The sequence below is a fragment of the Bacillus sp. FSL K6-2861 genome, assembly GCF_038630725.1.
Lineage (GTDB): Bacteria > Bacillota > Bacilli > Bacillales > Bacillaceae > Bacillus > Bacillus velezensis.
Genome location: NZ_CP152037.1, coordinates 2,970,485 through 2,991,583 on the forward strand (window position 1 = coordinate 2,970,485; position 21,099 = coordinate 2,991,583).

Below are 21,099 nucleotides of genomic sequence, written 5' to 3' on the forward strand. Positions count from 1 at the left end.
TTGTTCAGCCTTATCTGTCAGCGTTTTCAAAAGAAATAAGGATTCTGCTGAAATTTTTTTAAGACCTGCCCTTAAAAAAATGCCAGCAGTCCGTATATTGAACAGCAGCGCGTTGTTTTTTTCCAACGCGCTGCCATTTCATTTTTGTGTTATTATTCGCCGATGACCGTAAGCTGTCTTGTTTTTTCAGCCACTTCCTCAGGATCGACCGTAATTCTGGCGACGCCCGTTTCCATCGCTGCTTTCGCAACAGCTTTCGCAACGGCAGGAGCCACACGTTTGTCAAATGGAGCCGGGATGACATAATCAGCGCTTAATTCTTCCTCTGTAACAAGGGAAGCAATCGCTTCAACCGCAGCAATTTTCATTTCTTCGTTGATGTGAGTCGCGCGAACGTCAAGCGCCCCGCGGAAAATTCCAGGGAATGCCAGAACGTTGTTGACCTGGTTCGGGAAATCAGAACGGCCTGTTCCGATTACGCTTGCGCCGGCTGCGCGCGCGTCTTCAGGCATGATTTCCGGATTCGGGTTGGCCATTGCGAAGATAATCGGATCTTTCGCCATGCTCTTCACCATTTCTTTCGTCAGCGCGCCTTCGACTGATACGCCGATAAAGACGTCTGCATCTTTAATGACATCCTGAAGCGAACCGTCGTTGCGGTCTTGGTTTGTAAACTTCGCCACTTCGTTTTTCACTGCGTTCATGCCGGCCGGACGCCCTTCGTAAATCGCCCCTTTAGAGTCGCACATTACGATGTTGCGTACGCCGAAATGGTAAAGAAGCTTGATGATCGCGATGCCTGCCGCTCCCGCTCCGTTTGCCACAACTTTAATGGATGACATGGATTTTCCTGATAATTTCAGCGCGTTTACAAGTCCGGCAACGGTTACAATGGCAGTGCCGTGCTGATCATCGTGGAAAACCGGGATGTTTGTTTCTTTTTTCAGGCGCTCTTCGATAATGAAGCAGTTCGGCGCCGCAATATCTTCAAGGTTGACACCGCCGAATGTCGGTGCAAGCAGCTTCACAGTGTCAATGATTTTGTCCACATCGTTTGTGTCAAGCGCGATCGGGAATGCATCCACGCCCGCGAAACTTTTGAACAGCACCGCTTTCCCTTCCATGACCGGAAGTGAAGCTTCAGGCCCGATATTACCGAGACCGAGAACGGCTGATCCGTCTGTTACGACTGCTACCATGTTCCCCTTCATTGTATAATCATATACTTTGTTTTTATCGTCATAAATCTCTTTACAAGGCTCAGCTACTCCGGGAGAGTAGGCAAGGCTTAAGTCGTCCGCGTTTCTGACTTCTACCTTTGCTTTTGATTCCAGCTTTCCTTGATTTACTTTGTGTAAATGTAACGCTTCTTCTCTTAATGACATTCTAAACACTCCTTTTAAGTACTTTGTTACATATTCTGCCGCATAGACTGGTACAATCGCTGGAGGTGAAAAATTTCAGAATCTTTAAATAAGATAGCACAATTGTTTCAATTGTATAACAAAACGATTATTGTTACCACTATTTTAACACGACATTTTCGCGGCCCAGCAGCTCTTTTAAACGGTATAACGCCTGATGGTCCGCCTGAATATGAAAAGTATCCGGCAGCCTGATCGTCTGCTTGTCTTTTTCATAATAAAGATAAACGCCGTTTTCCCCTTTATGCTCCAGTAAAATACGCTTCATCTTTTCCAAAAACTCCTGATTGTGCCGGCTGCCTTCGATTTTGATGTAAACAGACGGCGCTCTGTCTGCCTCCGTCTGCTCAAGAAGAGAGGCGGATGACATGATGAATTGTGTCTTCTCCTGACGCTCTTCCATTTTTCCGGCGGCGAATAAAAGCGCGCCTTCTTCTAACAGCGGAGACAGCCTTCTATATTGGTCAGGAAACACGACGGCTTCCATTTCTCCCGTTTCATCGCTTAATGTGAGAAACGCCATATGCTGACCTGTCTTTGTCCGAATCGTTTTGATGCCCGCGAGCAAAGCGCCGATTGACAGCTGCCCCTTCGGCATCTGCCGCGCTGCTGTGATCGCTTGCGCCCCCCGTTTTTTCAGGAGATCCCTGAAAGCGGATAAAGGATGGCTTGAGAAATAAACACCGAGAGCTTCTTTTTCGAACCGAAGCTTGTCCACGAGCGGAAATTCCTCAGCCTCTACATATTTTGGCTTAATGGAGAACGATTCTTCCAAAAACAATCCCATTTGGTCATCGTCTGCACGAAAAAGTTCAGCGTGCTCTAAAGCCACATCAACGGAGGCCAGCAAGGCGGCGCGATTTTGATTGAATTCGTCCATGGCGCCAGAAAATATAAGGGCTTCGATAGCTTTCCGATTCACGCTTTTTGCAGGTACGCGAAAGCAGAAATCGAAAAGATCCTCGAACGGTTTATGTGTTCTTGCTTTATAAATATCTTTCACTGCCGAGACGCCTACGTTTTTAACGGCCCGCAAACTGTATCTGACGGCTCCGTTTTCCGGCGCAAACGGAAAACCGCTTTTGTTTATTGACGGCGGAAGGACTTGAATCCCGCTCCCCTTCGCTTCATGCAGATATTGCGATATTTTGTCCTCATTGCCGATGACGCTCGTCAACAGCCCGCACATAAAATATAACGGATAATGCGCTTTTAAATAGGCGAGCTGATAGCCGATCATGCTGTATGCGACAGCATGGCTTCTGTTGAATCCGTAGTTAGCGAATTTTACAATCAGATCGTAGACCTCGTTTGCAGTGACTACAGAATACTCCTTTTTTAAGCACCCTTCAACAAAATGGCTTCGCTCTCTGTCCAGAATGTCCTTTTGCTTTTTGCTGACAGCCCGTCTGAGCAGATCCGCTTCACCTAATGAAAACCCTGCCATGCGCGAGGCGATCATCATTATCTGCTCTTGATAGACGATGACGCCGTAAGTGTCACTGAGAATATTTCGTACGTCCTCGTGCGGCACTTCCACACGCGCCCGCCCGTGCTTCCGGTCGATAAATAACGGAATATTTTCCATCGGTCCCGGCCTGTAAAGCGCGTTAACCGCGACAATGTCTTCCAGTCTTGACGGCTTCAGGCGCTTCAGCACGTTTCTCATTCCTGATGATTCCAGCTGGAAAATACCCGTCGTATCACCGTTTGACAATAGCGAGAACGTTTTTTCATCCTGATAAGAAATCTCGGAAAAATCAATTTTCGTATTCGTCTCTTTTTCAATCATCGTTTTAATGGATTCAATAAGCGTCAAGTTGCGCAAACCTAAAAAGTCCATTTTTAAAAGACCGAGATCTTCCAAGTGATCCATCGCATACTGCGTTAAATACACGCCGTCATGCCCTTCTTGAAGAGGGACAACTTCAGAAAGCGGCTCTTTACTGAGAACGACCCCCGCCGCGTGTGTTGACGTGTGCCGCGGAAGACCTTCAATTTTCCTTGCGATCTGAAACACTTTATGAAGAACGGCGGATTCGGACAGCCTCCTGTTCAGCTGAGCGGACTGCCGCCTGGCTTCATCAAGCGTCATTCCCGGTTTTGACGGAATCAGGCGGGCAAGCTGGTCGGCTTCTTTCGGGCTGATTCCGAACACTCTCCCGGTATCCCTTAACGCCGCCTTTGCGGCCAATGTCCCGAAGGTGATAATCTGGGCGACGTGCATGGCCCCGTACTTATTTTGTACATACTGAATGACCTCATCCCTTCTCGTGTCAGGGAAATCGATATCAATATCCGGCATGCTGATCCGCTCGGGATTAAGAAATCTCTCAAACAGCAGAGAATGTTTAAGCGGATCCACGTCGGTAATGAAAAGGGAGTAAGCGACAAGCGAGCCTGCCGCGGACCCCCTTCCCGGGCCTGTCACAATGCCCTTTTCATGCGCGTACTTCATAAAGTCCCATACGATGAGAAAATAATCACTGAATTTCATGCGCCTGATGACGTCCAGCTCATATTCAAGCCGGCGGACAGCGCGCTCATCAGGAGTGCCGAAACGGAGGCGCAGCCCCTCATGACAGATCTCCGCCAAATAGTCATCGGCTGATTTGCCGTCCGGCGCCGGAAAAGACGGAAGCTGTGTCTGTCCGAGGCTGACATCGACCCGGCATTGCCGGGCGATACGCGCGGCTGCTTCAATCGCTTCCGGATGCCGCGTGTAAAGCTCTTCCATTTCTTCAGGCGCCCTCAAGTATAAGTCCGGCAGATTCCCGCTCTGATCCTCCCACTTCTCTCCGGCTTTAATAGCGCACAGACAGCGGTACGCACCTTGATCTTCTTTCTTGATATAACGGACATCCCCCGCAGCGCAGACAGCGATTTCCGTCTCGGCTGACAGACGGAGAATCTCTTCTGATAACGTCTCATGTCCTTTAAACGGCTGATACCCTAAATAAAAACGGCCGTCTCCGAACAGCTCCCGGAATCCTTCGGCAGCCCGGACCGCTTCTTCAAACTTCCCGGCTTGAAGCAGGCTTTCAATGTAGCCATTTTCACCGGGCGTAATGGCGATCAGCCCCTCATGATAGCTCTTCATCCATTTTCGCTTCATGCCGCCCTTTGCCATGGATTGCAGCGCACTTGAGATTTTCACCAGGTTCTGGTATCCGATGTTTGTCTCTGCTAAAAGAATGAGCGGATGTGCTTCAAGCTCCGTATCGTCCGTGTATATAGAAGCCGTCAGACCGATAATCGGCTTCATTCCGTTTGATTTGCATGCTTTATAAAACTCAATGGCGCCGTACATCACATTTTCGTCCGTCAGCGCCAATGATGAATATCCGAGTTCCTTCGCTTGTGTAACAAGCTCTTTTACAGAAGCGGCGCTGTTTAACAGACTGTAGCCGCTATGTACTTGCAGGTGAACAAAAGACAATGCCGCCACTCCTTTCCCATACGTTCATTTTGCCTTTCTACATTATAAGACGGGTTTTCTTAAGAAACAAATGTTCTTTTTTGACTCATCATCATACTTGTCCGTTTCGCTCAATATGATAGAAAAGTGAGGTGGTGTATATATGGATCAGGAAGCCGGATTTATGGCGAATTTCATCAGCAGTTATTTTATCGCCCTCGGTGTGTTGCTCGGCGGCGCGCTGATCGGCGGCCTCGGAGCTTATTTATCAGGCGAGCCTCCGCTGACGGCGATCACAAAATTGGCGAACAGGCTGAAGATCTGGGCGCTTGTCGCGGCCATCGGGGGAACATTTGACGCGGTATACAGTTTCGAGCGGGGGCTGTTCGAAGGCAACACGCGCGACATCTTCAAACAGCTTCTTTTAATTATTTCAGCAATGGGCGGCGCGCAGACCGGCTGGCTGATCATTTCATGGCTGACCCAGGAGAATATGTCATCATGAGAATTCCCGAGTATTATAAAAAACCGGGATGGCAGCGTTTTTTCGCGGGAATGATGTGCGGAGCTATCGTCAGCTGGCTGTTCTTTCTGTTTACATACGGAACGTTTCAGGAAGAACAAGTGACGTTAATTGAAAAGCAGCGTGAGCACGCGCGGGATTTAAAAAACCAAATCTCCATCTATCAGAAGGATCTTCATAAATTAAATGAGGATAATAAGCAAAGACTTCTCATCCAAAGTGTTGATGTGAAGCTGATCAATGGGGAAAAATACAGAATCGCCCAGCCTGACAAGATGAAATTTGAGGAACAAGTGAAAGATAATATTTCTGAAGTCATCACAAAAGATATTGAAAGCGTGTATAAAACAAAGGAGCTTTTAAAACGGACGATCGAAAACAAAATATACACCATAAATGAGAAGGAATTTAAAGCTGAAGTAAAGGAACTGACGATTTATACGAGATTGTCTGTCGAAATTCATATTTCTTTTGCGACGTAATTATGTCATTTTTAAAAATTTTCCATAGATCTGTCGCTTTTTTCTCCGCTTTTTTATAAACTGTAGATGAGACATTTTCAATGATTCTGAAGGGAGGAAGGGAAAATGGAGGTTTTTAGTGAACGACGCTTGGCAAAAGATCATGCAGCCCGAATCAGACAAGGCTATTCCGCATATGCAGAAACAGACACACTCGCTTCCCTCATAAAAAAAGAACTCCAAATCTGTAATCTCCGCGTCTACGAAGACCTGACTGATTTCGGCTGCTGGTTCATCCCCGTGACAGATGAACACTAAGAAAGAGGGTCTCCCCTCTACTTGTGTTCGTTACATACCTCTTCCAGATCAGCAAGAATCTGATCGGTTTCATCCCAGCTGAAGATGGATGCGCCGGCCGCAAGCGGATGTCCGCCGCCATTGTATTTCCGGGCAATTCCGTTGATGACCGGACCTTTTGAACGGAACCGGACTCTGATTTGATCGTCTTCTTCTACGAAAAACACCCAAGCGCGGATACCCGAAATATTTCCGAGTGTTCCGACAAGCTGCGACGCTTCAGAAGCGGTGGTTCCATATGTCTCCAAAATGTCTTTTTTAATGAACACGGAAGCGACGCCGTTTTCAGACAGTGACACATTTTGATAAATAAAGCCGTTAAGCTTCACCACATTTAATTTTGTTTCATACAATTGATTGAACAGCTCTGACGATGAAAATGGGAACTCAATGAGCTCTCCCGCGTATTTTAATGTCTTTTTTGTGGTGTTCGGGAATAAGAAGCGCCCCGTATCACCGACGATACCCGCGTAGATCAGCTCAGCTGCTTTCGTATTCAGTTTCCAGCCGTGCTGCTTTCCTTCCAGGTACAGCTCATAGATCATTTCGCTTACGGAGCTTGCATTCGTATCGACCCATAACAGATCGCCATACGGATCTTCATTTGGATGGTGGTCTATTTTCATGAGCTTTGCGCCGGAATGGTAGCGCTGATCGTCGACCCTGCCTTGGTTTGCGGTGTCGCACACGATGACAAGAGCATCTTTATAGGTTTCGTCATCCACCTCATCGAGGGAATATAAAAAAGACAAGGACGGCTCAGGCTGTCCGACGGCAAAAATATTTTTTTCGGGATACGTTTCCCGCAGGATTTCCGTAAGGCCGCACTGTGAACCGTAGGCGTCCGGGTCAGGCCTCACATGTCTATGTAAGATAATGGTGTCATATAATGATATGGTTCTGATCAGTTCGGATTTCATCGCTTTCTCCTTTTCGTTTTTATTCATTTAATCATACTCTTTATCCATGGAAAAGGAAAATCTTTCAGCAACGGTATAAACGGTTTTGCAAACTCATATAATGGAGGATTTCATTTATGCTGGTTTTTGTTTTTCTCATCGGGCTTTCTGCCTGCTTTTACGTGTATTACAAAGTAAAAGGAATCCAGACGAAACGGGCGCTGGAGAAGGAATGTTTTTCGGCTAAATCAAGTATGGCATTAGGCGCGCTGGTGTTTTTGTACGGAGTAAACCAAATGATTCTGTTTCACTCCGTCCTGACCCTGGTCATCGGCGGCGTCTTCATTTTAATCGGAGCAGGCAGCGCATGGGCCGGGTATAAAGCCTATAAGCATTATGAGCCCATCCATGCAAAGGAAGCGGAGAGGGACCACGCATAATGAATGCCAAGGGACCCGGGTGCGTCCCTTAACTTCTCTCCATCAGCTGCACCATGAGCATCGCTTTTGAAACGATGCCGCTTTGGCTTGACACTTCCACTTCCATTTTCCCGAATTTCCGGCCCGCCTCTAAAATGCGCGGTTTCACTTCAATGACCGACTCCATCTGTACGGGCTTCAGGAAGAAAATCGTAATGCTTTCAATGACCAGCTCGCCGCGTTTACGGGAACGTAAAAATCGGCTGGCGGCCTGGGTTAAAATCGTCGTAAACACCCCGTAAGAAATCGTGCCGAGCTGATTGGTCATTTGCGGCGTGACTTCATATTGATAAACGGCCGGCGTTTTGTCATCTTCGTCTTCTTTAAATCCCCTTGAAACAATATCATCCAGCTTTTCCCCGACCTGAGGCTGCTTTTGAACCATTTGAAGCGCTTTTAAGACATCCTGGCGGCTGATCATTCCGATCAGTTTGTGATGCCCGTCTGTCACCGGAAGCACTTCAATTCCTTCCCAAACCATCATTTGAGCCGCTGAGGCGACAGATGTTTTCCCGATCACCGTGACAGGGTTTTTGGTCATTACTTTTTCAATCGGAACTGACCGGTCATGCCCCGCGATATCTTTCGATGTAAGGATTCCGTGGATTTTCATCTGCTGATCGATCACCGGGAAGCGGCCGTGTCCGGTTTCATAGTTTTTTTCGTACCATTTCTCCAGCTTATCCTTAGGGGACAGCGTCACTGTCCGATCTGCGGGCGTCAAAATGTCTTCCACGAGCACAATCTCTTTTTTTATGAGCTGATCATAGATCGCCCGGTTGATCATCGCGGCTACCGTAAAGGTATCGTAGCTCGTGGAGAGAATCGGAAGCTCAAGCATATCGGCCAGCTCGATAATGCTGTCGTCGGTATTAAACCCTCCCGTTACCAAAACAGCCGCGCCCGCTTCAAGCGCCTGGCGGTGGGCGTTGATTCGGTTCCCGACGATTAACAGGTTCCCCGCCGCCGTATAACGCATCATCGCGTCAAGCTCCATCGCGCCGATCACAAACTTATTCAACGTTTTATGCAGACCGGCTTTTCCGCCGAGCACCTGGCCGTCTATCACATTGACGACCTCGGCGTATGTCAGCTTTTCAATATTTTCTTTTTTCTTCTGTTCAATCCGGATGGTCCCCACACGTTCAATAGTGGAAACGAATCCTTTGTTTTCGGCTTCCTTAATGGCTCTGTAAGCCGTTCCTTCACTGACTTTCATTTCTTTCGCAATTCTTCTGACCGAAATTTTTTCACCGACAGGAAGCGAATCTATGTATGATAGGATTTGTTCATGCTTTGTTGCCAAGCGTTTCACCTCTAAGGACAGTCTTCTGCTTTTATTATAAGGGTACGGGGGATTCATTCGCAATGAGACGCCCGAAAAAAGGCGGCATCACAAAAAGACCTTCTGAATGCTTGATTCAGAAGGTCTTTGACACATATGTCAGGCAAGCTCAATGGTCTCGCCGACCGCCATGACTTTGCCGACGCCTCCGGGCAGACTTTCGGCGAAAGCGTCAGGGTCCTGTTCAATGACAGGAAATGTATTGTAATGAACGGGAACGACCTGTTTCGCTCTCAGCCATTCAGCCGCGAGTTTCGCATCTTCAGGGCCCATGGTAAAGTTATCACCGATCGGCAGAAACGCCAGGTCAATGTGATTCAGTTCCCCGATCAGTTTCATATCTGAGAACAGCGCCGTGTCCCCGGCGTGGAAAATCGTTTTGCCGTCAATCGTCAATAAAATCCCGGCCGGCATCCCCGTGTACGTAATGGTTTTGTTTTCTTCATCAGTGACCGCCGATCCGTGGAATGCCTGTGTCAGTTTCACTTTACCGAAATCAAATTGGCGCGCCCCGCCGATATGCATCGGGTGGACCTTTAAACCTTTAAAGCCGAGATAAACAGCCAGCTCATTCGGCGCAATGACGAGCGCATCGTTTTGTTTAGCGATCTGCTCTGTATCTCCGACATGGTCATTGTGTCCGTGAGTAAGCAGGATGACATCCGCTTTCACTTCTTCCGGTTTCAAATTTGTCAGACTGTTTCCGGTCAGAAACGGATCAAAAATAATGTTATGGGTTTTCGTTTCCACTTGAATGACAGAATGTCCGTGATAAGTCACTTTCATCGTTTTCACCTCATAAAAAATTAATATTTATCAAGTTCCCTTTTTGACAAACGAAAAAACTTATAGGGATTGATGCCTGTTAATCACATTCAGCCCGCCTGTTGCTTCAATGACCGTTCCGGTTACAAGATCGGAATCTTCTTCACATAAAAAGGCGATGATTCTCGCAATGTCCTCTCCGGTTCCGGACCTGCCGATCGGCGTCTTTTCTTTGCCGATTTTCCGTCTTGCTTCCTCTATAGACGCTTCTTTCATATCTCCTACAATATCACCCGGGCAGACCATATTGGCCGTAATGCCTGATTCAGCTTCTTCAATCGCAATGGTTTTCGTTAACGAAGCCAATCCGACTTTAGCCGCTCCGAAAGCGGAACGGTGAAGCCAGCCGGGGGCATGGTCCGCTCCTTGAAAACCGTATGTAATAATCCGGCCGAACCGCTGCTGTCTCATGACCGGGATAACCGCTTTAAACAGATGGAAAACGGCGCTTAAATTCCCTTCAAGCATGCCATACCATTCGTCATCGGAATAATCGGCAAGCTTTTTGCGCTCAAATATGTACGGTCCGGCATTGTTAATCAGTATGTCAATCCTTCCAAACCGCTGAAGGGCTGCATCGGCGATCCGCATGAGATCTTCTTTCCGGGTTACATCGCCCTTAACGAATTGCAATCTGTCATGGCACCCGGGATAATCCGCCTTCAGACAGGCGACCGCTTCTTCGTCTTGTCTGTAATTCACCGTGACAGAAAAGCCTTTTTCCAGAAGCATTTCAGTCACTTTTCGGCCCAATCCCTTTGTACCGGCAGTGATTAGAGCATGTCGCACATTGAATACCCTCCCCAGGCAACGTTGCCGCTTCAATAAAATCAAGACGTTTCTCCCTCTACTTTACTATAAACAAACGGCAATATCACTTTTTTGCACTTCGTCCGCACGAAAAAAAAGCCGTCTTTACAGACAGCTTAATTTTCTGAAGGAGCAGAGGCTTCCTCCATGCCGACATAACCGCTTTGGTATGCCTCTGAGATGAGCCTGGCCGTTTCTTCACTTTCTTTTTCATCATAGATGTAACGGTCTTGTTCTTTGCGCATTCCTTCTACCTCCCATCTTTATAGATGTAGGGTGTCTGATATGATGGGAAAATATGAAGGAAATTTCAGCAAATTAAATGCCGGCGCAGGCTTTTGCTTTTACGAGCGCCTGTTCTACCTGCTGAAAACCCGTTCCGCCGGCGCTCATTCTTTTTTCAACCGCATGATGCGGATCGAGCACGGTATAGATGTCTTCTTCAAAGAGACTGCTGGCTTGAAGGAATTCTTCAAATGCCATATCACTTAAATAGATTCCTTTTTCAATGCAGCTGTACACAAGCTTGCCGACCACTTCATGCGCTTCTCTGAACGGCATGCCTTTTTTAGCTAAATAATCGGCCAGTTCCGTCGCGTTTGAAAAATCTTGTTTTGTCGCTTGTTTCATGATGTCTTTGTTTACTTTCATCGTTTCAATCATGCCCGTGAAAATCTGAAGGCTTCCTTCAACGGTTTTCACCGTGTCAAACATGCCTTCTTTATCTTCCTGCAGGTCTTTGTTGTAAGCGAGCGGGAGCCCTTTCATAATCGTGAAAAGCCCCATCATATCACCGTATACGCGTCCGGTTTTACCGCGGATCAGCTCCGCCATGTCGGGGTTTTTCTTCTGCGGCATCATGCTGCTTCCCGTCGCATACGTATCATCCAGTTCAATGAATCTGAATTCCTGCGAGCACCATAGAATGATTTCTTCTGATAAACGCGAAAGGTGCATCATCAGCATGCTGCTGCCGCTTAAAAACTCGAGAATAAAATCTCTGTCACTGACTCCGTCAAGACTGTTCTCATAAATGGAGTCAAAACCGAGCAGCTCCGCCGAATAGTTACGGTCTATCGGAAACGTGGTTCCGGCAAGCGCCCCGCATCCGAGCGGCGATATGTTAATCCGCTTCATAGCATCGCGAAAACGCTCTTTATCACGTTCAAGCATCCAAAAATAAGCAAGCAGATGGTGGGCGAAAGAAATCGGCTGAGCCCGCTGCAAATGGGTGTACCCCGGCAGAATGGTCTCGACATTGGCCTCCGCTTTTTCGATCAGCGCTTTTTGGAACTGTTCAATCAGCACGATGATATGTGAGACATGATCTTTCAAATACAAATGCATGTCGGTCGCCACCTGGTCATTCCGGCTTCTGCCGGTATGGAGCTTGCCGCCTAGCGGTCCGATTTCTTCGATCAGCATTTTTTCAATATTCAAATGGATATCTTCATAATCAACAGAGAATTCAAGCGTTCCTTCATCTGCTTTTTGCAGGAGGGTCTGCAGCCCCTGTCGGATGGCGCCTTCTTCTTCTTCCGTCAGAATGCCGCATTTTTTCAGCATTGCCGCATGAGCGAGAGACCCTGTAATATCCTCTTTGACTAAGTTTTGGTCGAATGTGATGGATGCGCCGAACTCATCGACCCACTTTTCCGGTGTTTTTTGAAAACGGCCTCCCCAAAGCTTCTTCATGCTTCAATCTGCTCCTTCTTTTTCACAATGCTGTTTACTTTTGTCGGCAGCCCCCAAAGCTCAATGAAACCGATTGCCGCGTGATGGTCAAAAGCATCGTCTTTTGTATATGTCGCAAGTTTTTCATCGTAGAGAGAATATTCCGACTTACGCCCTTCTACAATGGCATGGCCTTTAAACAGCTTGACGCGCACGACGCCGGTGACGTGTTTTTGGGTTTCTTTCAGGAATGCAAGCAGCGCGTCTTTTAACGGCGAGAACCATAAACCGTTATAGATGATTTCAGACAGTTTTTGTTCGATTGCCGGTTTGAAATGGGCCACTTCTTTTACTAATGTCAGATCCTCAAGCTCTTTGTGAGCCGTAATCAAAGTCATGGCGCCCGGGCACTCATAAACTTCACGGGACTTAATGCCGACCAGGCGGTTTTCCACATGGTCAATCCGGCCGATGCCGTGTTTTCCGGCAGTCTCGTTCAGCTTGAGAATTAAATCAGCGAGCGGGTAGGTTACGCCGTCGATTGAAACCGGAACACCAGCTTCAAATGCGATTTCGATGATTTCCGGAACGTCCGGCGTGTTTTCAAGAGATGCTGTCAGGTCATATGCCCCTTCAGGCGGCGCCGCCCACGGGTCTTCTAATATACCGCATTCATTGGCGCGTCCCCATAGGTTCTGGTCGATGGAATACGGGCTGTCAAGATTGATCGGAATCGGAATGCCGCGGCTTGCGGCGTATTCAATTTCTTCTTCACGCGACCATTGCCACTCACGGACCGGAGCAATGACCTCCAGATCAGGATTTAATGATTTAATGGATACTTCGAAACGCACCTGATCGTTGCCTTTTCCCGTGCAGCCGTGCGCTACGGCCACCGCGTTTTCCTTTTCCGCGACTTCAACGAGTTTTTTCGCGATTAACGGACGAGATAATGCAGATACGAGCGGATACTTGCCTTCATACATTGTATGGGCCTGCATAGAAATGAGCGCGTACTCCCGGGCGAATTCTTCTTTCGCATCAATCACATAGGAATTTACGGCGCCTACTTCCAGCGCTTTTTGCTGAACGAATGCCAAATCCTTTCCTTCACCTACGTCTAAGCAGCAGGCAACAACATCGTATCCCTGTTCTTGCAGCCATTTTATCGCTACAGAAGTATCAAGACCTCCTGAGTATGCCAATACAACCTTTTTTTGTTCTGCCATGTTAAAAGCTCCCTTTTGTATAAAAATTAGTTTTAATTAATAAAAATGCATTTTGTATGTATACACTGTAACAAGTAAATTCTGTTTTTTCAAGCCTTTTATAAAAAAAACCCCACCCAATTTTTTGAGCGGAGCAGAGCCTTTTTATACATTTATAAATCTTTTCGGATTTCCCGAAGCACATGGGGCAGTTCAGGAATAATCAGTTTACTCATTGCAAGCTTTACGGCGCCTGAGGAGCCGGGCGTGCAGAAGACTGCGGTATTTTGGATCACACCCGCTGCCGCTCTGGACAAAATGGCCGCGGAACCGATGTCCTCCGTATAACTCAGCATGCGGAACAGCTCGCCGAATCCCGGGAGTTCTTTTGAAAACAGCGGCGTGACCGCTTCAATTGTGACATCCCTTTCGGCAATGCCCGTCCCTCCGTTTAACAGCACCGCATCTGTATATTCATCCATACAGCCGGATAAAACGGCTTTCTGCAATTCATCTTTTTCATCTTTAACAATGTCATAAGCGACCGTTTCAAATCCCGCTTCCCTGAGGAAGTCCATCATGACGCGCCCGCTTTTGTCGGTTTCTTTCGTTCTCGTGTCGCTGACTGTAATCACCTTGCAGCGCACGGCTGACGGGGCTTCTTGTTTATGTTCATGCACACTCATTGCTTCACCTCATCGTTTATGTATTAAACATATCGTAACGTTTGATCCTGGGGCATTCAATAAAAAAGCACACCCTAAAAGGATGTGCTTTTTTTGATCATTACTGTGCAAGGCGGACAACGTCGCGTGCAATCATGACCTCTTCGTCAGTCGGAATGATCATGACTTTGACAGGAGAGTGAGGGTAGCTGATAAACGCTTCCTCGCCGCGCACGTTGTTCAGCGCAGGATCCCAATATACACCCATGAATTCTAAGCCGCGAAGCACGCGTTCTCTGACTTCAACGCTGTTTTCACCGATACCCGCAGTGAAAATAATCGCGTCAACGCCGCTCATTCTCGCAGCGTAAGAACCGATATATTTATGGATTCTGCTTGCAAACACTTCAAGAGCCGTTTCCGCTCTTTCGTTTCCTTCTTTTGAAGCTTCTACGATATCGCGAAGGTCGCTGGAGAAACCGGATACGCCAAGCAGTCCGCTCTTTTTATTTAACGTATTTAATACTTCATCTGCCGTCTGATCCGTTTTTTCCATAATGTACGGAATCAATGCAGGGTCGATGTTTCCTGAACGTGTTCCCATCGCAACACCCGCAAGCGGTGTGAAGCCCATTGACGTATCAATGGATTTTCCGCCTTCTACCGCCGCGATACTTGCGCCGTTACCAAGGTGGCAGGAAATCAGACGCAAATCTTCAAGCGGGCGGCCGAGAAGCTCAGCTGCGCGCTGTGTCACGTATTTATGAGAAGTGCCGTGGAAACCGTATTTGCGAATGCCGTATTTCTCGTAGTATTCGTACGGTAGGCTGTACAGGTAAGATTGTTCAGGCATCGTTTGGTGGAACGCCGTATCAAACACTGCAACCGCAGGCACATTCGGAAGCACTTCTTTAAAGGCTTTAATGCCGACGATGTTAGCCGGGTTGTGAAGCGGCGCTAGTTCTGAAATCTCTTCAATCTCACGGATTGTTTCATCCGTAAGCAAAACAGAATCGCTGAATTTTTCTCCGCCGTGAACCACACGGTGGCCGATTCCGTCAATTTCATTTAAATCCTTTATAATACCGAATTCAGTCAGCTTGTGAAGCAGCATCTTCACCGCAACCGCATGATCCGGAATATCTGTCACTTCTGTATTTTTTTCGCCGTTAACAGAGATTGTGAAAACGCTGTCGGCGATACCGATCCGTTCTACTAAACCTTTTGTTAGCACCTTTTCTGAAGGCATTTCGAATAACTGAAATTTTAAAGATGAGCTTCCTGCGTTAATTGCAATAATTTTAGACATAAATGACGCTCCTATCAAAATTCTTCTTCGTTTGTTCGTTCTTTTTTCCCAGACCATAATTGCAGTCCAAAAAATATCTGACTTTTCCATTTAAACATTGTCAACTCAGCATTTCAAGTCAACATCCACATTGGTACCGCTTACAATATGAAGTCGATATTTTCTGATAAATTTTATTTGTGCCAAATGGACAGCACGGCCTTACGGAATGTTATTTTCTTTCCTTAATTTGTGTTATCGTCCTGATTTCCATTCATTTTAAAAAGCAAAAGCAGTGCGGGATTTTGCATCTCACACTGCTTCTTCGCCATTATTTTTCTTTTTGAATCCATTGATCCAATTTTGCCGTCATTTCCCGCATCGCCTGCTGGTTCGCAAAGGAAGGAAGATTCGCCAAAAGCGCTTGTTTCGGCGGCTTTGCGTCTTCGCCTTTTTTCTGCAAGATTAAAATGCTCTTTGCCTGCGCTTCGTCTTTAAACATAGTAGCCGGCAGCTGAAGAAGGGCGTTGATATACACTTTTTCCGCAAAAAACCGCTTCAGTTTATCGCTTTGCGCGCTGTCAAACAGATGGTTCGGAATCATAAAAAATAAGTATCCGCCCGGTTTTGTATGTTTGACGCTCTGCTCAATAAATAAGTGGTGAGCAAAAGAGTGGCCTTCATCCGCTTTCAGCTCAAACGCTTCAGCGCCTTCGTCATTCGGATAGTAGCCGACCGGCAAATCGCAGATGACCGCATCGGCCGGTTCGATAAATAACGGCTGAAGACTGTCCTGGCAGAACAGCTCCATTTCTTTTTCCTGCAGATTCGCCTGAGCATAAGCGATCTTCAGAAGGACATCGTCGATTTCAATGCCGAAGCTTTTTGCCGCTTTGTCAGAAAGCTGGTTTGCCGCGGTCAGCAGAAGATTTCCGGTGCCGCAGGCGGGGTCCAGCAATGTCAGGCCTTTTCGGCCGCCCGTAAATTTATTCACGAGGTAACTGATGAAAATGCCGATCGTATCAGGCGTCATCTGTCTGTTCGGATGGGACTTATCTTTCAGCCCTTTTAAAATGGCGAGCTGGAACGCCTTGCGGATCCATTCATGCTCCCATTTTCTGAAGTCTGCTTTCGCAAGCAGGCTGTTAAGCTCGCCGGTTTGCTTTTCCTGAAGCGGAAGCTGGTCGGCCTTTTCAAGAAAATACATTTCTCCCGCTTCCGCAAGCCCCTCAATATAAGAAATCTGAAGGCCTTCTGCTATCACTTGGGCGGCTTCATCTAAAAGTTCATAAATCTGACCGACATGGTCGTGTTGCATGCTGTTTCCTCCTTGCCATGAAAAGAGCTCCGCGGCAGCACCCGGAGCTCTTTTTCTCTCTTTACTTGATTAACGCTTTTGCAGCTTCGATAGGCTTTTCATAATTCGGGTGGTTTGTCGCTTCGCTTACGTATTCCGCGTAAACGACTTTTCCGTCCTGATCAAGGACAAATACGGAACGTGCCAAAAGACGAAGTTCTTTGATGTGAACACCGAATGCTTCACCAAATGACATCTCTTTATGATCCGATAATGTTTCAACTTTATCAATTCCGTTCGCTCCGCACCAGCGCGCTTGTGCAAACGGAAGGTCGGCGCTGATTGTATAAACGTTCACATCACCGAGCTTTGCGGCTTCTTCGTTGAAGCGGCGTGTCTGCGCGTCACATACGCCTGTGTCAATGGAAGGAATAACGGATATGATCGTTACTTTCCCTTTCATATCTGCTAATGTCTTCTCTTCTAATCCGTTTGTCAGAACCGTGAAGTCAGGAGCTTGGTCCCCCGGTTTCACTTCTTGTCCGATCAGCGTCACGGCTCCGCCTTTAAATGTAATTTCAGCCATTCTGATTCCTCCCTTTATCTATGTATAGCTCTATCATAGTCGAGTTTTATGCAAACTGCAAAGGTTATGCCGCATCGTAAAAAAAGCTAACTGCGGGCGGCAGTTAACTTTTCTGTTATAAATCGATATCCGTTCTTTTTTGGTTCCGGCCTTTTTCATTCTTTTTAAACATATGCTGGATGCGTTCAATCGTTTGAGGCGCGGAATCTAACAGTTTATCAATCAGGTGGGTGTTTTCGTCTAAATGAAGCATACGCACGCCGTTTGTTCCGACAATCAGAAACGCAATCGGCGTAATGGATACTCCGCCGCCGCTTCCGCCGCCGAACGGGAGCTTCTGCTCTTTTCTTTCATCATCATCGGTTCTTTTTTCAGCCGGCTTTCCTCCAAACTCGCTTCCGCCCGCCGCAAATCCGAAGCCGACCTTTGAAACCGTTAAGATTACGCTGCCGTCAGGCGTTTCAACAGGATCGCCGATGATTGTATTCACGTCAATCATTTCTTTTAAATTTTCCATAGCGGTTTTCATTAAACCTTGAATGGGATGGTCTGCCATATGCGCTCCTCCTTAAACTGATGAATCATTCTTTGAAGCAACCGGAACCGGCTGTTTCTTTCGTATGATAGAAAGTCCGTTCCGCCCGTATTTGAGCAATTTGAAAGCTGCACCTATAAGATGTCCAAAACGAAAAAAGAATATACACTGCAAATGCGTCTTGGATGCAGGCACTTGAAAAGACGGAATGACTTCGCACACCGGTTTATGTATGAAACGCAGATGATCATACAGCATCGCCGTCAGGCCTCCCTTTACGGCCCACAATCCGCCGGCGGCGATTCCCGTAACGGCGGCGTCCTTTATTCCGATAACCGTCACCCATTCGAACTTCGTAACACGGACTCCCGCAAGAAATGAAGCGGCGATTTGGCGCATCTGAAAGACTTGGTGCAGAATCATTTCTATTCTGTGAATGCTCTGTTTGACATCTTCATATGTGATTTTTTTCTTCTCTTTTTTCTGACCTTTCATTTCTGATTTTGTGTCCTGTTTGACATCAATTGACGCGTCTTCGCTGTTTACTTTAATGACGGGCAGCGTTTTTTTAATACGGATCAGCCCGTATAAGGCCGAGATTTTAAACGTCAGTTTGTCGTTATCTTTATCGTGAAGATATTCGAAAGTCAGATGGATTTTCATCCTCATGAGCAGCCAGGCCAAAATGAGAATGAGAATAACAGCTGCTGCGGCATATCCCATAAGCTTCACTTCCTTAGCAGCATTATCGCCAAAACCAAAAAAAATAAACCCGGACGTTTATTCCGGGTTTACTGCTTTTATTTGCGGTACAGCGCTTCGTGAATTACCGTTGTGTCGGCGATCAGATCATGAATGCCCTGCTTTTTGGGCGTAAACGCAATGACGATATAGAGAATCCAGATTTTATCGATATAACGCCCCACCGCTTCTCTGAAAATGACGGTGCTCCAAGTCAGCGGCTTTCCGGGCGTCAAAGAAGTGACCTTTAACCCGAAGACCATCTTGCCGAGTGTCTGATGAAACCATTTCGTCATGAACACAAAATAGGCGAGGTAGACGATCAGGGTTGTGACGGAATAAGCTGAGATTGTAAACATTCCGCTTGTTGCCGGGAGCTTCATCAGCGTGAAAATCGGTGAAACGATGAGATGGTTAAGTCCCCAGACCACCAGCCAATCAAGAAGAAACGCCCAAAACCTGATCCAAAAGCCCGCATATGCCTGCTCGGGCGCCCTCTGTTGTTCGGCTTCCTCTTCTTTGCCGTGAAAGCCTTCGTAAGTCGCGTCCATTCTTTCTTCCCCCCTACTTTGCATAGAGATACATCATCCGCGGCGAACCGGATTGCGAAATGAGTTCTTTCATATTCAGAAAATCAATTTCGCTTTTAAACATTTTCGCTGCGCTCATGGAAAAGAGCGAGCCTAATCCGAATCCTTCCTCGTATGTGATGACTGAAGCGTTTTTCATATTTTTATGGTCCTTTTTCATCGCGCTGATCGTATCATCGTAAAAACCGAGCTCATCAACGAGGCCGATTTTTTTCGCTTGTCTGCCGTCGTAAACACGGCCGTCGGCAATTTTTTTCACATCCGCTTTTGACATGTGCCGGCCTTTTGAAATGACATTGACAAATCCTTCATAAGAATCGTTGACCATTGTCTGCATGATCTTTCTTTCTTCCTTCGTCATGTCGCGGGTCGGGGACATGATGTCTTTATGCGCGCCGCTTTTAATGGTTTCAAACTTGATGCCGAGTTCATCGGCGAGCTTGGAATAATTGACGCTTTCCATGATGACGCCCAGTGAACCCGTGAGCGTTTCCGGTGAAGCATAGATTTTATCGGCGGCCGTTGAAATATAGTAGCCTCCCGATGCCGCCATGGAGCCCATGGATACATAAATCGGTTTCTTCGTTTCTTTCTTTAGTTCTTCCAGTTTTTTATGTATTTCCGCGCTTTCGTACACGCCTCCGCCGGGGGAATTGATTTTCAGCACAATTCCTTTGACGCTTTTGTCTTCTTTCGCACGCTCAACCTGTTTTAAAAATGATCTGTGATCATACCCGCCTGAGCTGAGCAGGCCAGCGGACCCGCCGTTATCCTCAATCGTGCCGTCCACTTCAAGCACGGCGATTTTACTGCCGGGGCTGCCCTTATCCAGCGTCACTTCCTCTGTGTCATCTGTCAGTGATGCAAAGTCAGACCCTGTATCCCCGATATTCTTCAGCACCCCGACGGTCACACTTGCAATGACTGATACGCCGAAAATGCCGAGCGCGATGACGAGCGCAATCCATCTTTTTGCATTCATTTGTTCTCCTCCTTTTCTGTCAATATTCGTACGTTCCCCCGTAAAAAAAGATTCATTTTTTTCATGAAGCGCTTTCCCTTAACGGATAAACAGGAAACATGTTACACTATTGCCACAGGTATTTTAACACAATACCTGCTGGGAGAAAAACGTAAATATGACAGCAAAGGGGAATGGGGATATGACCGATCTTCGCCGCAATGTTTATTTTTTTCACAAACAAAACAACGAAACAAAAGAACAAGTCAGCTCTTTGAAGCAGCTTGCTGAATCGCACGGTTTTACAGTTGCGGCTCAACCGGAGGATGCCGGTATTATCGCCAGCATCGGCAGCGACGGCTCATTTCTGCAAGCCGTCAGAAAAACCGGATTCCGTGATGACTGCCTGTATGTCGGCATCGCTAAAAAAGGGAAAGCCCATTTGTACTGTGATTTTCACAGCGATGAACCTGAAAAAATGGCGGCCAGCATGACCGCGGAACAGCTTGAGGTCAGAAAATACCCGCTCATTCACGTAACGGTGGACGGCAGCAATCATTTTCACTGTTTAAACGAGGTTTCCATCCGTTCAAGCATTATTAAAACGTTTGTGATGGATGTGTTAATTGATGATCTTCATTTTGAGACGTTCAGAGGAGACGGGATGATCATTTCCACCCCGACGGGCAGCACTGCCTACAATAAATCTGTTTCAGGCGCCGTTGTTGATCCTTTGATTTCCTGCATGCAGGTATCCGAACTGGCATCGTTGAACAACAACACATACCGTACACTCGGATCTCCGTTTATTTTAAGCTCAGACCGGAAGCTGACACTGCAGGTGGTGCAAGACGGCAATGAGCATCCGATTATCGGGCTTGATAATGAAGCGCTCAGCACGCGGAATGTCAAAAAGGTTGAGATTAGACTATCCGATAAAAAAATCAAAACGGTGAAACTGAAAGACAATTCTTTCTGGGAAAAAGTAAAGCGATCATTTTTATCATAAAAAA

Annotated in this window: 22 protein-coding genes; 5 read left to right on the plus strand and 17 right to left on the minus strand. The window is 47.0% G+C overall.

Annotated elements, in window-relative coordinates; translation table 11 throughout:
• Nucleotides 1-152: 152 nt before the first annotated feature.
• Together NYE62_RS14640 and dnaE are read right to left on the minus strand one after the other, a co-directional pair.
• Nucleotides 153-1,385 (minus strand): malic enzyme-like NAD(P)-binding protein, encoded by a 1,233-nt coding sequence (locus NYE62_RS14640; protein ID WP_342497022.1) that lies wholly within the window; start codon nt 1,383-1,385, stop codon nt 153-155.
• A 139-nt stretch (nt 1,386-1,524) separates the two neighbouring features.
• Nucleotides 1,525-4,863, minus strand: coding sequence for a DNA polymerase III subunit alpha (gene dnaE, locus NYE62_RS14645; protein ID WP_342497023.1), 3,339 nt, complete (start codon nt 4,861-4,863; stop codon nt 1,525-1,527).
• Between the two features lie 142 nt (nt 4,864-5,005).
• On the opposite strand from dnaE, the gene NYE62_RS14650 reads away from it, so the two are divergent.
• From NYE62_RS14650 to NYE62_RS14660, 3 genes are all read left to right on the plus strand, one after another.
• On the plus strand, nt 5,006-5,347 hold the full coding sequence (locus NYE62_RS14650; protein WP_003152438.1) for a YtrH family sporulation protein: 342 nt from the start codon (nt 5,006-5,008) through the stop codon (nt 5,345-5,347).
• Nucleotides 5,344-5,847, plus strand: a complete 504-nt coding sequence (gene ytrI, locus NYE62_RS14655) for a sporulation membrane protein YtrI (protein ID WP_007408062.1) — start codon at nt 5,344-5,346, stop codon at nt 5,845-5,847. The genes NYE62_RS14650 and ytrI overlap by 4 nt, the downstream gene beginning before the upstream one ends.
• A gap of 105 nt (nt 5,848-5,952) precedes the next feature.
• Complete coding sequence (locus NYE62_RS14660; RefSeq protein ID WP_007408061.1) at nt 5,953-6,144, plus strand: hypothetical protein; 192 nt, start codon at nt 5,953-5,955, stop codon at nt 6,142-6,144.
• Nucleotides 6,145-6,161: 17 nt separating this feature from the next.
• On the opposite strand, the gene NYE62_RS14665 is transcribed toward NYE62_RS14660, so the two are convergent.
• Nucleotides 6,162-7,103 carry a bifunctional oligoribonuclease/PAP phosphatase NrnA gene (locus tag NYE62_RS14665; RefSeq protein WP_003152435.1) on the minus strand — a complete coding sequence of 314 codons (942 nt, stop codon included), beginning with the start codon at nt 7,101-7,103 and terminating at the stop codon, nt 6,162-6,164.
• Nucleotides 7,104-7,219: 116 nt separating this feature from the next.
• On the opposite strand from NYE62_RS14665, the gene NYE62_RS14670 reads away from it, so the two are divergent.
• Complete coding sequence (locus NYE62_RS14670; protein WP_007408059.1) at nt 7,220-7,522, plus strand: YtpI family protein; 303 nt, start codon at nt 7,220-7,222, stop codon at nt 7,520-7,522.
• A 28-nt stretch (nt 7,523-7,550) separates the two neighbouring features.
• On the opposite strand, the gene NYE62_RS14675 is transcribed toward NYE62_RS14670, so the two are convergent.
• The 14 genes from NYE62_RS14675 to sppA all read right to left on the minus strand — a co-directional run bounded on the left by NYE62_RS14675 (nt 7,551) and on the right by sppA (nt 20,107).
• Nucleotides 7,551-8,867, minus strand: a complete 1,317-nt coding sequence (locus NYE62_RS14675; RefSeq protein WP_012118175.1) for a CBS domain-containing protein — start codon at nt 8,865-8,867, stop codon at nt 7,551-7,553.
• A gap of 138 nt (nt 8,868-9,005) precedes the next feature.
• Complete coding sequence (locus NYE62_RS14680; RefSeq protein WP_007408057.1) at nt 9,006-9,692, minus strand: metal-dependent hydrolase; 687 nt, start codon at nt 9,690-9,692, stop codon at nt 9,006-9,008.
• A gap of 60 nt (nt 9,693-9,752) precedes the next feature.
• Nucleotides 9,753-10,520: an SDR family oxidoreductase gene (locus NYE62_RS14685; protein ID WP_003152431.1), complete on the minus strand. Its 768-nt coding sequence runs from the start codon at nt 10,518-10,520 to the stop codon at nt 9,753-9,755.
• Nucleotides 10,521-10,657: 137 nt separating this feature from the next.
• Nucleotides 10,658-10,786, minus strand: a complete 129-nt coding sequence (locus tag NYE62_RS14690) for a hypothetical protein (protein ID WP_003152430.1) — start codon at nt 10,784-10,786, stop codon at nt 10,658-10,660.
• Between the two features lie 73 nt (nt 10,787-10,859).
• Nucleotides 10,860-12,236: an argininosuccinate lyase gene (argH, locus tag NYE62_RS14695; RefSeq protein ID WP_039254221.1), complete on the minus strand. Its 1,377-nt coding sequence runs from the start codon at nt 12,234-12,236 to the stop codon at nt 10,860-10,862.
• Nucleotides 12,233-13,444: an argininosuccinate synthase gene (locus tag NYE62_RS14700; RefSeq protein WP_003152428.1), complete on the minus strand. Its 1,212-nt coding sequence runs from the start codon at nt 13,442-13,444 to the stop codon at nt 12,233-12,235. Before NYE62_RS14700 ends, argH begins: the two co-directional genes overlap by 4 nt.
• 152 nt (nt 13,445-13,596) lie before the next feature.
• Nucleotides 13,597-14,109 carry a molybdenum cofactor biosynthesis protein B gene (locus NYE62_RS14705; protein ID WP_007408054.1) on the minus strand — a complete coding sequence of 171 codons (513 nt, stop codon included), beginning with the start codon at nt 14,107-14,109 and terminating at the stop codon, nt 13,597-13,599.
• A 100-nt stretch (nt 14,110-14,209) separates the two neighbouring features.
• Nucleotides 14,210-15,397: an acetate kinase gene (locus NYE62_RS14710; protein ID WP_007408053.1), complete on the minus strand. Its 1,188-nt coding sequence runs from the start codon at nt 15,395-15,397 to the stop codon at nt 14,210-14,212.
• A gap of 310 nt (nt 15,398-15,707) precedes the next feature.
• Nucleotides 15,708-16,694: a class I SAM-dependent methyltransferase gene (locus NYE62_RS14715; RefSeq protein ID WP_007408051.1), complete on the minus strand. Its 987-nt coding sequence runs from the start codon at nt 16,692-16,694 to the stop codon at nt 15,708-15,710.
• Nucleotides 16,695-16,755: 61 nt separating this feature from the next.
• Complete coding sequence (gene tpx, locus NYE62_RS14720; protein ID WP_007613091.1) at nt 16,756-17,259, minus strand: thiol peroxidase; 504 nt, start codon at nt 17,257-17,259, stop codon at nt 16,756-16,758.
• Between the two features lie 115 nt (nt 17,260-17,374).
• Nucleotides 17,375-17,815 carry a GerW family sporulation protein gene (gene ytfJ, locus NYE62_RS14725; protein WP_003152423.1) on the minus strand — a complete coding sequence of 147 codons (441 nt, stop codon included), beginning with the start codon at nt 17,813-17,815 and terminating at the stop codon, nt 17,375-17,377.
• A 12-nt stretch (nt 17,816-17,827) separates the two neighbouring features.
• Nucleotides 17,828-18,517, minus strand: coding sequence for a DUF2953 domain-containing protein (locus NYE62_RS14730; protein ID WP_007408049.1), 690 nt, complete (start codon nt 18,515-18,517; stop codon nt 17,828-17,830).
• Between the two features lie 77 nt (nt 18,518-18,594).
• Nucleotides 18,595-19,086 carry an RDD family protein gene (locus tag NYE62_RS14735; protein WP_007408048.1) on the minus strand — a complete coding sequence of 164 codons (492 nt, stop codon included), beginning with the start codon at nt 19,084-19,086 and terminating at the stop codon, nt 18,595-18,597.
• 13 nt (nt 19,087-19,099) lie between these two features.
• Nucleotides 19,100-20,107 (minus strand): signal peptide peptidase SppA, encoded by a 1,008-nt coding sequence (sppA, locus tag NYE62_RS14740; protein ID WP_003152419.1) that lies wholly within the window; start codon nt 20,105-20,107, stop codon nt 19,100-19,102.
• A 181-nt stretch (nt 20,108-20,288) separates the two neighbouring features.
• Here sppA and NYE62_RS14745 point away from each other — a divergent pair, with 181 nt between their 5' ends.
• Entirely contained in the window at nt 20,289-21,095 is an 807-nt protein-coding gene (locus tag NYE62_RS14745) for an NAD kinase (protein ID WP_017418362.1), read from the plus strand.
• Nucleotides 21,096-21,099: the final 4 nt, after the last annotated feature.

Coding starts and splice junctions, on each gene's coding strand:
- NYE62_RS14640 (WP_342497022.1), bottom strand. CDS start 1,385: ATGTCATTAAGAGAAGAAGCGTTACATTTACACAAAGTAAATCAAGGA.
- NYE62_RS14650 (WP_003152438.1), top strand. CDS start 5,006: ATGGATCAGGAAGCCGGATTTATGGCGAATTTCATCAGCAGTTATTTT.
- ytrI (WP_007408062.1), top strand. CDS start 5,344: ATGAGAATTCCCGAGTATTATAAAAAACCGGGATGGCAGCGTTTTTTC.
- NYE62_RS14660 (WP_007408061.1), top strand. CDS start 5,953: ATGGAGGTTTTTAGTGAACGACGCTTGGCAAAAGATCATGCAGCCCGA.
- NYE62_RS14665 (WP_003152435.1), bottom strand. CDS start 7,103: ATGAAATCCGAACTGATCAGAACCATATCATTATATGACACCATTATC.
- NYE62_RS14670 (WP_007408059.1), top strand. CDS start 7,220: ATGCTGGTTTTTGTTTTTCTCATCGGGCTTTCTGCCTGCTTTTACGTG.
- NYE62_RS14680 (WP_007408057.1), bottom strand. CDS start 9,692: ATGAAAGTGACTTATCACGGACATTCTGTCATTCAAGTGGAAACGAAA.
- NYE62_RS14690 (WP_003152430.1), bottom strand. CDS start 10,786: ATGCGCAAAGAACAAGACCGTTACATCTATGATGAAAAAGAAAGTGAA.
- argH (WP_039254221.1), bottom strand. CDS start 12,236: ATGAAGAAGCTTTGGGGAGGCCGTTTTCAAAAAACACCGGAAAAGTGG.
- NYE62_RS14700 (WP_003152428.1), bottom strand. CDS start 13,444: ATGGCAGAACAAAAAAAGGTTGTATTGGCATACTCAGGAGGTCTTGAT.
- NYE62_RS14705 (WP_007408054.1), bottom strand. CDS start 14,109: ATGAGTGTGCATGAACATAAACAAGAAGCCCCGTCAGCCGTGCGCTGC.
- NYE62_RS14710 (WP_007408053.1), bottom strand. CDS start 15,397: ATGTCTAAAATTATTGCAATTAACGCAGGAAGCTCATCTTTAAAATTT.
- NYE62_RS14715 (WP_007408051.1), bottom strand. CDS start 16,694: ATGCAACACGACCATGTCGGTCAGATTTATGAACTTTTAGATGAAGCC.
- tpx (WP_007613091.1), bottom strand. CDS start 17,259: ATGGCTGAAATTACATTTAAAGGCGGAGCCGTGACGCTGATCGGACAA.
- ytfJ (WP_003152423.1), bottom strand. CDS start 17,815: ATGGCAGACCATCCCATTCAAGGTTTAATGAAAACCGCTATGGAAAAT.
- NYE62_RS14730 (WP_007408049.1), bottom strand. CDS start 18,517: ATGGGATATGCCGCAGCAGCTGTTATTCTCATTCTCATTTTGGCCTGG.
- NYE62_RS14735 (WP_007408048.1), bottom strand. CDS start 19,086: ATGGACGCGACTTACGAAGGCTTTCACGGCAAAGAAGAGGAAGCCGAA.
- sppA (WP_003152419.1), bottom strand. CDS start 20,107: ATGAATGCAAAAAGATGGATTGCGCTCGTCATCGCGCTCGGCATTTTC.
- NYE62_RS14745 (WP_017418362.1), top strand. CDS start 20,289: ATGACCGATCTTCGCCGCAATGTTTATTTTTTTCACAAACAAAACAAC.